Origin of the sequence: Clostridium sp. YIM B02506, from assembly GCF_022324845.1 — a bacterium.
Taxonomy (GTDB): Bacteria; Bacillota; Clostridia; order Clostridiales; family Clostridiaceae; genus Clostridium_T; species Clostridium_T intestinale.
This window is the reverse complement of the sequence record NZ_JAKGTG010000026.1, coordinates 57373-67816: the sequence shown is the minus strand read 5'-3', so window position 1 is coordinate 67816 and position 10444 is coordinate 57373. Positions and strand designations below refer to the sequence as shown.

The 10444-nt window shown below is 29.3% G+C and carries 14 protein-coding genes; 8 read left to right on the top strand and 6 right to left on the bottom strand.

Annotated features, from left to right (window positions below):
- Window positions 1-120: 120 nt before the first annotated feature.
- Window positions 121-1263, bottom strand: a complete 1143-nt coding sequence (nagA, locus tag L1S49_RS17350) for an N-acetylglucosamine-6-phosphate deacetylase (protein ID WP_238906668.1) — start codon at window positions 1261-1263, stop codon at window positions 121-123.
- A 142-nt stretch (window positions 1264-1405) separates the two neighbouring features.
- On the opposite strand from nagA, the gene L1S49_RS17345 reads away from it, so the two are divergent.
- From L1S49_RS17345 to L1S49_RS17335, 3 genes are read left to right on the top strand one after another with little or no spacing between them, the layout of a single operon-like run.
- A complete protein-coding gene (locus tag L1S49_RS17345) occupies window positions 1406-3634 on the top strand; it encodes an ATP-dependent RecD-like DNA helicase (protein ID WP_073022622.1) in 2229 nt (742 codons plus the stop codon).
- Window positions 3635-3649: 15 nt separating this feature from the next.
- Window positions 3650-4666: a hypothetical protein gene (locus L1S49_RS17340; RefSeq protein WP_238906667.1), complete on the top strand. Its 1017-nt coding sequence runs from the start codon at window positions 3650-3652 to the stop codon at window positions 4664-4666.
- Window positions 4639-5316 (top strand): ComF family protein, encoded by a 678-nt coding sequence (locus tag L1S49_RS17335; RefSeq protein WP_238906666.1) that lies wholly within the window; start codon window positions 4639-4641, stop codon window positions 5314-5316. The genes L1S49_RS17340 and L1S49_RS17335 overlap by 28 nt, the downstream gene beginning before the upstream one ends.
- A gap of 324 nt (window positions 5317-5640) precedes the next feature.
- Here L1S49_RS17335 and L1S49_RS17330 read toward each other — a convergent pair whose 3' ends face one another.
- From L1S49_RS17330 to L1S49_RS17315, 4 genes are all read right to left on the bottom strand, one after another.
- A complete protein-coding gene (locus L1S49_RS17330; RefSeq protein WP_238906665.1) occupies window positions 5641-6840 on the bottom strand; it encodes a site-specific integrase in 1200 nt (399 codons plus the stop codon).
- 33 nt (window positions 6841-6873) lie between these two features.
- Window positions 6874-7068 (bottom strand): hypothetical protein, encoded by a 195-nt coding sequence (locus L1S49_RS17325; RefSeq protein WP_238906664.1) that lies wholly within the window; start codon window positions 7066-7068, stop codon window positions 6874-6876.
- A gap of 71 nt (window positions 7069-7139) precedes the next feature.
- Window positions 7140-7574: an ImmA/IrrE family metallo-endopeptidase gene (locus L1S49_RS17320; RefSeq protein ID WP_181601427.1), complete on the bottom strand. Its 435-nt coding sequence runs from the start codon at window positions 7572-7574 to the stop codon at window positions 7140-7142.
- Window positions 7575-7587: 13 nt separating this feature from the next.
- Window positions 7588-8016 carry a helix-turn-helix transcriptional regulator gene (locus tag L1S49_RS17315; protein WP_181601426.1) on the bottom strand — a complete coding sequence of 143 codons (429 nt, stop codon included), beginning with the start codon at window positions 8014-8016 and terminating at the stop codon, window positions 7588-7590.
- A 233-nt stretch (window positions 8017-8249) separates the two neighbouring features.
- Here L1S49_RS17315 and L1S49_RS17310 point away from each other — a divergent pair, with 233 nt between their 5' ends.
- The 4 genes from L1S49_RS17310 (at window position 8250) to L1S49_RS17295 (ending at window position 9265) form a co-directional block, all read left to right on the top strand.
- Entirely contained in the window at window positions 8250-8480 is a 231-nt protein-coding gene (locus tag L1S49_RS17310; RefSeq protein ID WP_181601425.1) for a helix-turn-helix transcriptional regulator, read from the top strand.
- A gap of 18 nt (window positions 8481-8498) precedes the next feature.
- On the top strand, window positions 8499-8729 hold the full coding sequence (locus tag L1S49_RS17305) for a helix-turn-helix domain-containing protein (RefSeq protein WP_181601424.1): 231 nt from the start codon (window positions 8499-8501) through the stop codon (window positions 8727-8729).
- 109 nt (window positions 8730-8838) lie between these two features.
- Window positions 8839-9009 (top strand): hypothetical protein, encoded by a 171-nt coding sequence (locus L1S49_RS17300; protein ID WP_238906663.1) that lies wholly within the window; start codon window positions 8839-8841, stop codon window positions 9007-9009.
- 85 nt (window positions 9010-9094) lie between these two features.
- On the top strand, window positions 9095-9265 hold the full coding sequence (locus L1S49_RS17295; protein WP_238906662.1) for a hypothetical protein: 171 nt from the start codon (window positions 9095-9097) through the stop codon (window positions 9263-9265).
- Here L1S49_RS17295 and L1S49_RS17290 read toward each other — a convergent pair whose 3' ends face one another.
- A complete protein-coding gene (locus L1S49_RS17290) occupies window positions 9266-9460 on the bottom strand; it encodes a hypothetical protein (RefSeq protein WP_238906661.1) in 195 nt (64 codons plus the stop codon).
- Window positions 9461-9528: 68 nt separating this feature from the next.
- Here L1S49_RS17290 and L1S49_RS17285 point away from each other — a divergent pair, with 68 nt between their 5' ends.
- Window positions 9529-10263, top strand: coding sequence for a phage antirepressor KilAC domain-containing protein (locus L1S49_RS17285; protein WP_238906660.1), 735 nt, complete (start codon window positions 9529-9531; stop codon window positions 10261-10263).
- Window positions 10264-10444 lie beyond the last annotated feature (181 nt).

The window sequence follows — 10444 nt, the reverse complement described above, 5'->3', positions numbered from 1 at the left end:
TCCAAATCTACCATTAGATAATGCAAAAAAGGATGTAGTAGATTTGTTTTCACACAAATCTTTCTACATCCCCTGGTTATAAAATGATTGTAAGTTATCATTTTATAAACCACTTTTCTTCTAATTATTAGAATAAACTATTTTTCCGCCAATTATCGAATATTTAATTTCAATATTATCATCAAATAAAACTAAATCAGCATCATAACCTTCTTTTATTATACCTTTTTTGTCATCAACCTTACAATGTTTTGCAGGATTATAAGTAGCCATCTTAATAACCTCATGTAGTGGATAGTTTGTATTTTTATATACATTTTTAATAGCATTATCAAGCGTTAGGATAGAACCCGCAAGAGCTCCATTTTCTAACCTTGCAGCACCATTTTTAACTATTACAGGCTGCCCACCCAAAGAATAAGAGCCTTCAGGCATACAACAGGCTTCCATTGCGTCAGATACTAATAAAACTTTATCAGTTGTCTTTATTTTATATGCGGTTCTTAAAGAAGGATAAGATATATGAATTCCATCAGAAATAGTTTCTGTAGTTATATTTGAATCAAAAATAGCTCCAACAGTTCCAGCTTCTCTATGTTGAAATGGAGTCATAGCATTAAAAAGATGCGTGGAGTGTGATACACCATGTTTTATGCCTTCCATTGCCTCTTCATAAGTCGCCTTAGTATGTCCTAATGAAACTCTAACACCTTTATTATCTAAGTAAGAAATTAATTCTAATGCCCCTTCTACTTCTGGAGCTATAGTTATAGAAGTTACTGCATCCTCATATTCACCTACCATATCATGATAAGTTTCCTTAGATGGTTTTTGAAGGAAATTAGGGTTTTGCGCACCAATTGCTTGTGGACTAATAAAAGGGCCTTCTAAATGAGCACCTAATACATTGGCTCCTTCAGTACCTATTTCCTTAGCCTTTGATATAGCTTCCATAGACTTATATATATCTTTAATAGCAACAGTCATTGTTGTTGGCGTAAATGAAGTTGTACCGTGTTTAACTATGTTTTTTGAGATTTCATTTAAGGATTCATAAGTTCCATTCATAGTATCGTAACCGCCAGCACCATGTATATGAACATCTATAAAACCAGGAGATAAATATAAACCTGTACCATCAATTACCTTATCATCTAATTCGTAAGAATCAGGGTTAATGCTCTTGATTTTACCGTCATTTATTAATATATCTCCTTTTTCAACTTTATCTAAAAATATAATATTAACATTTTTAATTAACATTTTTGTTATCGCCTCCTAAATTAAGAATAACTTCAAAGAGTATTTCAGTCAATAAACTAAACAGTGAAATATAAATATAAATTTATGGTATAATCATAATATATGCCTTTTAAGGTTAAGAATACTTAAGGAGCAAGATTAGATGGAAGAAATAAGTGGAATAATAGAAAGTATAGTATTTCATAATGAAGAAAATGGATATATGGTTGCAAAGCTTTCTAATGGAGAAAAGTCATTTACAGCTGTTGGAGTAGTTCCTTTTATAAAAGAAGGCATACACTTAAAGATAAAAGGTGAATGGGTATTGCATCCTAGCTTTGGGAGACAAATTAAAATAGAAGAGTGTGAAGAGATTATACCAAATACACTAGAAGGAATAGAGAAGTATCTATCTTCTGGAGTTATATATGGGATTGGACCTATTACTGCTAAAAAAATTATAGATAAGTTTAAAGAGAACACTTTAGATATATTAGACAAAGATATTAATAAGTTAAGAGAAATTGAAGGCATTGGAGAAAAAAAGTTTTTACTTATAAAGGAATCCTATGAGGAACAAAAAGAGCTAAAAAATATAATAATATTTTTTCAAACTCATGGAGTAACAACTAACCAATGTATAAAAATATATAAAAGATTTGGAACAGATTCAATAAATATTGTAAAAGAAAATCCATATATTTTATGTGAGGAAATTACAGGAATAGGATTTAAAACTGCAGATAAAATTGCTAGAAGTATAGGTATAGAAAAGGATTCCCCTTATAGGATTGAAAGTGGAATAAAATATGTAATAAATCAATTTTGTGCAAATGGAAATACATATATGCCAGTTGAGATTCTTATAAAAGAGGGAATTGAGGTTTTAACTGTATCGAAACAAGTTATAGAAGAAAATTTATATAATGCATGTAGAGAACAAAAATTAATTTTGGAGAAGGTTAATGAGGATAATGGTGTTTTTACACTACCTTATTATTATTGTGAAATAGGAATAACAAAGAGAATATTAACTTTATCAGTAGCAAATTTTCAAAAATTTAATACTGATATAGAGTATGAAATATCTATGTTTGAAAATAAAAATGATATAAAGTTTGCAACATCACAAAAAAAAGCCATCTTAGGAGCTTTTAATAATGGAATAGAAATAATTACTGGAGGACCAGGAACAGGAAAAACAACAATCATTAAATGTATAATAAATATATTTGAGAAATCAGGAAATAGAGTTATTTTAGCAGCACCTACAGGAAGAGCAGCTAAGAGGATGAGTGAATCTACAGGAAAAGAAGCAAAAACTATTCATAGATTATTAGAAATGGGAGTTACTGATAGTGAGGAAAAAAGTATATTCGGAAAAGATGAAGGAAGTCCATTAGAAGCTGATGTAGTAATAATAGATGAGGCTTCTATGATAGATGTTATGCTTATGAACTCCTTACTAAAAGCTATTAGAGTAGGAACTAGAGTAATATTAGTTGGAGATGTAGACCAGCTCCCGTCAGTAGGACCTGGAAATGTATTAAAAGATTTAATAGAAAGTGGTTTTACGGAAGTAATAAGATTAAAAGAAATATTTAGACAAGGAAAAGAAAGCCTTATAGTTGTAAATGCTCATAAGATAAATGAAGGAACTATGCCTATTTTAAATGAGCGAGATAAGGACTTTTTTTTCATAAAAGAGGATAACCTAGATTATATAATGACAACACTTATAGACTTAATTAATAACAGGCTTCCAAAGTTTAATGCGAGTTGGGATAAGATGAAGCATCTTCAAATACTAACACCTATGAAAAAAGGGAATTTAGGAGTAACTAACTTAAATTATAGACTTCAAGAAATTCTGAATCCACCAAGTGATAATAAAAGAGAAAAAAAAATAAGAGACAATATATTTAGAGTAGGGGATAAAGTTATGCAAACTAAAAATAACTATACTCTAAAATGGAAAAGGGTAGCTGGACACGGAGAACCAGAAGGTGTAGGAGTTTTTAATGGAGACATGGGATTTATAGAGTCTATAAATGAAGAAGAGAAGATTTTTACTATAATTTTCGATGAGGAAAGAAAAGTAATTTATGATTTTATTTATTTAGATGAATTGGATTTAGCTTATGCTATTACAATACATAAAAGTCAGGGGAGTGAATTTCCAGTTATAATTACTCCAGCATATATGGGATCACCTATGCTTATGAACAGAAATTTATTGTATACGGGTATTACTAGAGCAAAACAGTTGGTAGTAGTAGTAGGTTCTATTAAAGCATTAAAATTTATGATAGAAAACACACGATCTACGGAAAGATATTCGTCATTAAAATTCAGAATAAAGGATATAATTTCAAGTGATGCGTTTAATTAGTGAGGGTTGATGATTATGGAGAATATAAATGAATTAAGGTATGCAGAAAATAAATTAAAGTTATGGTATAACAGAGAAATGGGGAAAATTATAAATGTTTTATCTGTTCCATATAATAGCTCTATAGTATTTGGAAAATTAATAAGTGATTTACTACAGTCTAATAAGAAGGTAGTATATGTTACTAATGATTATGAAGAGAATAAGGAACTGATTAAATATATTAAAGAGTATCAACGAAATATAAAATATTCCTATTTAAAAAATTATAATACCACTTTAGAGCCAGGAGTATTATATTTTATTAATTCAGCTAACTTAAGTGTATTAAAAGATGATGTAGAGTTAATAATTTATGATGATATAACTTCTTTTTCAAATTATTCTAAACTCCAGATAAAAGAGAAGGTTGATAATTTATATAAGTTTGCTCACAAGATAATAGTATATTCTATTGAAGATATATATAGAAATATGGAGAGTATGGAGATTAGCAGTATTAATAAGCTTGGGCCGATAATAGAACCACGAGCAATTACAACAAGAATAAATCTTGAAGAAGATATGCCTTATATATTATATGAATACTTAAAGTGGTTTAAAGAAAGCAAAAGGAAGATAGTATTACATGTTCCTACAGAGGAATGTGGAGATAAGATATATGATTTATATACTAAAAAAATTAAAGTACTATCGGATGTTAAAATTATTAGGTTTAAAGAGCGTGATGAGATTAAGAAAATAGAAAAAATGCTTACTATGAAAAATCAACCAATTATGATAATAACGGAGTATATGGGAGAGCATTTAAATAATATTAATGATATTGATATTATAGTTATAAATGCTGAGAATAGTAGATTTGATTATAAGAAGATAGTATATCTATGTGGAAAGGTAGGTGCTAGAGAGAAGTATTTAGGTGAAGTAATCCTTATTTCTAGAGAAGTTAGCGACGATATGGAAAAAGCTAAGGATATAACTAGATATTTTAATAAATTAGTATGGGAAAGAGGCTTGTTAAAAGTTTAAAGTATCTTTTTGAATGTTTTTTATCAATAGTATACCCAAATAAAGGAGTATGCTTAATATGCGATGAAGAATATGAAGAAGATTATATTTGTGAGAAATGCAAAGATTTATTAATAAGAGTTGAAAAAACTATGCTAGATGAATATAAGGGAGAAAAATTTACAATACATTCTTGTATGCACTACACAAAAGAGTTAAAGAAGCTTATAGTGGATTTTAAAGTTCATAAAAATTTTTTAGCGGGTGAAGTACTTAAAGATATAATTATAGATGGAGTTAAGTTTTGGAACATAACAGGAGACTTAATAACATACGTCCCTTTAAGTAGAAGTAAAGAAAAGAAGAGAGGGTTTAATCAATGTTACTATTTAGCTAAAAAGGTTTCAGAATTTTATTCTATACCTATGAAGCCCCTTTTATATAAAGAAAATAATATTAAAGAACAAAAAAAGCTCTCAAAATCAGAACGTAAAAGTAATGTAGAAAATGCATTTAAAATTATAGAAAGAGATACTGTTAATAATAAAGTAATAATATTAATAGATGATGTAGTAACAACAGGAGCTACAGTTTTAGCATGCGCATATGAATTAAAAAAAATGGGCGCAAAAGAAGTTAATATATTGACAGTTGGACAAAGTCGTATATAATAAAAAGAGTATGAGGCTAGGTTTGTGGTTGAAAGTCGATGCTAGTCGCAGGCAAAACGATCCACGTAAGTTAGGCAAAGTTTTAATGAGCATGGTGCGGTATAGAAGTAAGTCCTGCCAGAGAAAATCTGAGAGTTCCAGTAGTGAGAGGTTAAGTCCGGGTAGCGAAAAATCCAGCAGGCGAGTGTGGGGTCAAAGACCAGGTCAGCTAGTCTCAATACAATGTATCATGCGGTATAACAGTCTTTAAGGACTGTTTTTTTATTATTAAAAAATAAATTTAGCCACCAATTAGCCACCTAGTTAAATACTAGCCACCATAAGCTATAAGGTAGGTACATTGATTCTATAATTTTCTAATACTTTCTTGGTACTTTCCCTATTCACATGAGTGTATATTTTATGAGTAACCTCCGAACCTTTCTTATGCCCTACAATAGCCTGTGTAATTGATTCAGGAACCCCATCAAGTGCCATTTGGGTTATAAATGTATGTCTAGTAGTATGAAAAGGTCTATAAGGCAAATCTAAAGCTTTTAAAGCATCTTCCCATTGTCTCAAAACATATTTTTTAAGAAGAGGCTCACCAAGAGCATTGGTAAAGATTAAGTTATGTTCGTTATTATAGCTTTTCCCTGCTTTTAAAATATCTAAGTTATTTTGAGTTTTTGCTCTTTTCCACATAGCATCAAAGCTTTCTGTGTATTCAATTTCTCTTACAGATGTCATTGTTTTAGGTATAGTAAGTTTCATACTACCACCAATCTTATTCCCTTCTTTATCAAAATCTCTTGTATATCGCAAAGAACGCTTTATATTTATAATTCTTTCTTCGGTATTTACATCATCCCAGGATAGAGCTAATATCTCGCCCTGTCTCATGCCTAATGAAAATCCTAAATAAGCTATTCCAGCAATTTTATTATTTGTTTTATATAAATAGTCTAAGATCATGTCTCTTTCCATAGGAGAAAATACAACTACTTCGTTAGCATTTTTTTCTTTTAAATAATTTATTTGCCCAGGAACTTTAACGCTCATACAAGGGTTTTTAATTATTATGTCAGTTTCTATCTGATAATTGAAAAATCTTTTAAGTAATTTGGTGAGTTTAGATAATAAAGTATATTTCTTACCTGCATGATATAGATTGTTTAAATATGATTGAACTACAACAGTTTTTATATCCTTAACCTTTTTTACACCTATTTTAGAATCTTTTATATATAATCTATATAATGTTTCATATGTTTCAAAAGTACTAGTTTTTATACCACTAGGCATGATTACATTAAACAACCATTCTTTAAAAGCTTCGTTCAACGTGTACTCTATAGCTTTTGAGGTTACATCTATACCATTTTTCAAGTCTCTTTCATAGGCTTCTTTTTTTCTTTCAGCTTCAGATTTACTTTTACCATAAAAGTTTTTAAAAACTTTTCCACCATTACTATCATATCCAACCAGTAATCTTATTCTGTAATATTTATTTCCATTAACATTTGAATTTGTTTTAACTGCCATTTTTTCCTCCTTTATCTCAGATATAAATAAGAGTTACCATTCTATATCACTAAAGTAATAATCTAAATCTTTTTTCTTTGAATGCTTTTCCTTGATATTAATCATAAATTTTTCTAAATCGTTTAAGGCATCTACACTAATAGGTTCAGAAGCATTAATGTGAACATATCCATATTTTTGGGTAAGTTCATGGTATAAATTTTCAGCTTCTTTGGTTGCAAAGTTCATAAAATCACCTCCTTTTCAAACATATGTTCTCCTAAAGCGAAAAAATATATAATGCATTAAGCATTTTTTTATTATTCTATATTAAATCTTAGTTTTAATAGAGGTAGTGGTATACTTTCTGCGCAAGCTATATGCTCAAGGGTATATCCAACATATACTTTTAAAATGTCAGCGGGTATTAATAGTTTTGCAGCGAAATAATTAGCTTGTCTCTCTAATTTATCCACTGAATAAAAAGTATTGTTAATTAAAAAAGGCGTATTTGCATTAGGATGAAAAATAGCATGTCCTAATTCATGACCACATGTAAATAATTGCTTAGAATATGTTAAGTCCTCATTTACATGTATCATCTTTTGTCTGACAAATTTATTGTAATACCCATTTATTGAGCCTAACGGCTCTTTAAAGATAATTATATTTTCCCCTTTAGCTATATCAAAAGGATTATTAGTCTTATATTTATTAACTAATTTATCTATTTCGGTATCTATTCTTTTTCTCATAAATTCCCCTTATTTATTTCTTATATTTTTTTGGAGTAAATTTACTTTTTGCTATTTGCTTTGCTAATCTCATAGAATTTTCTAAACTTATTCTAAGCAATTCTTTAGTTTCTTCATCAATAGGTTCCCCATCAAACATTAAACCTTCCTGATCTTCTTGAAGTTGTTCTAATGTTTCAGTGAGAGCTTTGCTTATATCTTTTTTATCTCTATTATTTAATTCAATGTTTAAGCCACTTATAGTTTCTTCTTCAGTAAAAAAGAATGAAAGTGGAGTATCTAGAGCAAGAGCAATAGACCTAACAACATCAATGCTTGGATTATATCTATTTCTCTCAATGTCTGCTAAATAAGAACGAGATATATTGGCTTTATTAGCTAAGTCAACTTGGGTTAATCCGCGTTCTTTTCTTGATGCTTTTATTTTTTCACCTATACTCATAATAAATTACCTCACACCTTAATGTCGTTATTTCCGACCTTCTATATTTTTATTATACCCATAAAATGTCGGGTGGACAAGTATTAAAATGACGGAAATACAAGTAAAAATAAGCAAAATGACGGAATAACAAGTTAATGCTTGGTAATCTTCTTTAATGGTCGGAAATGCTAGTATTTAATAATTTACACAATGACGTAAATACAATACAATTAGTTCATGGAGGTGAGAACATGACAAAAGAAAACAAACAAAAAGTAATTGGTGAGATAATAAAAAATGCTAGGACAAGCAAGAATTTAACACAACAAAAAGTTTCTGATGATACAGGTATATCAAGAAATTATATATCAGATGTAGAAAACGGAAGATATATGCCTAGCGTAGAGACATTACTTACATTAGCTCAATACCTAAAGATAGATTTAAATCTAATACCTAAAATGACGGAAATACAAGTATAAAAATAAGGAGGATATTATATGCCGAAAATAAAAGCTTTAACCGTAGAAGAACTTGGACTTATAAATCTAAAAATAACTCTTACCATAGAAGAAGCTGCAATATACGCAGGAATATCAGCAGATAAAATAAGGAAATTAGTACACACAAAAGATTTTCCATGTTTTAAGAATGGAAATAAGTGGCTTATAAACAAGGAAATGCTCCAAGAATGGATTGCAAAGGTAAGTGTAGAACATAGGGAAATTTAATCTAAATCTCAATATAATTTAAAAACTATAATTGAAAGATGATTAAAGAAGCATTGTTTTAGGAACTCTATTTGTTAAGTTAGTAAATTAATAAGTGGAGGAATTAGCAATGTATGATGACTATGAAGTTGTAATTAATATGCCAGAAGATATGACAGAATTCTACAAAGGGGTGGCAGAATTCAGCCTTGAATACTTTTTGAAAAAATGTCCTAAAGAAATTCAAATACCTGTTTTAGATGGAGTAATTGAAGCGCTGAAAAAGAGAGAAGTAAATTAATTGTACAAGCTCATTGCAACAAAATTGTAATGAGAAGATTGATAAATTAAACATAGGTTTAAATAAGTAAAGGAGTGATTTAAAAGTGGAAAAAGATAAAACTATATTTGAAAGCTTAGATAAAACAATAGTAAGCATTTGTGAATATGTAGATTCAGATATAAAAAGAGCTACAGAAAATAGTCAGTACTTAACACAAGAAACTGTAGATATGATAAAAGCTCTAGCAGAGTTAGTGTCAGCTAGAGCGATGTAATTAAAACCCTCTTTTAAGTTTAATTTTTTGAACCCTATCTTGTTCAAGAACCGAAAATGCTTCATCATACATTTCTAGATATTTTTTCGTAATTTCAGATGTAGAAATTTCTGATAAGTTTTCGGATTTTAACTTTAACATTACCAACTCATGAGCTTTAGCCTTTGTTGAATAATGAACTTGAATATTTTCCATTTAATCCCCTCCCTTCAACAATATTTTACCATTATTTGCTGAAAGGAACAAAGAAAGGAGAGAATAACATGAAAGATTTAATAAAAATAAATTACGAAAATGATATACAAACGACAAGTGCAAGAAATTTGTGGGAGTTCTTGGACAAGCCATATACAGAATTCATGAAGTGGTTTAGTAAGTACAAAGATTATGGATTTGTTGAAAATGAAGATTATAGAGAACTCCGAATAAAAATTCGAACATCTAATGGAGCTGAACATGATGCTATTGATTATGAAATAACCATTGATATGGCAAAAGAACTATCAATGCTACAGAAAAGTGATAAAGGTAAAACAGCAAGAAAATATTTTATTGACTTAGAAAAACAATGGAATACTCCAGAGGCTGTTATGTCAAGAGCTTTAAGAATGGCAGATAGTAAAATCAATAAACTAGAAAGTCAAATTGAAACAGACAAACCTAAAGTTATATTTGCTGATGCAGTATCAGCTTCACATACTTCTATATTAGTTGGAGATTTAGCAAAACTATTAAAACAAAATGGGGTAGAGATAGGTGCAAATAGATTATTCGCTTGGCTTAGAGAAAATGGATTTCTTATTAAAAGAAAAGGAACTGACTATAATATGCCTACCCAAAAATCAATGGAATTAGAGTTATTTGAAGTTAAAGAAACATCAATAAATCATAGCGATGGACATATAAGCATATCCAAGACACCTAAAGTAACAGGTAAAGGGCAAATATACTTTATTAATAAGTTTAAAGTGAGCTTGGTAGGTGAGAAAACTGTATGAAGGAGTTAAAAGAAAAGTTAAACGAATATGAATTAAGTATGGACCATTAGATTCAAGAACATTAGAAGTAAGTGAGCAGGTTGATATTTTAGTGGTACAAGCTATGAAGGGAGAAAAAGATGAAGTACAAGACAACTAATGCCGATTTCTTTATATGTTTTGCAGCTATATTACTAATGTT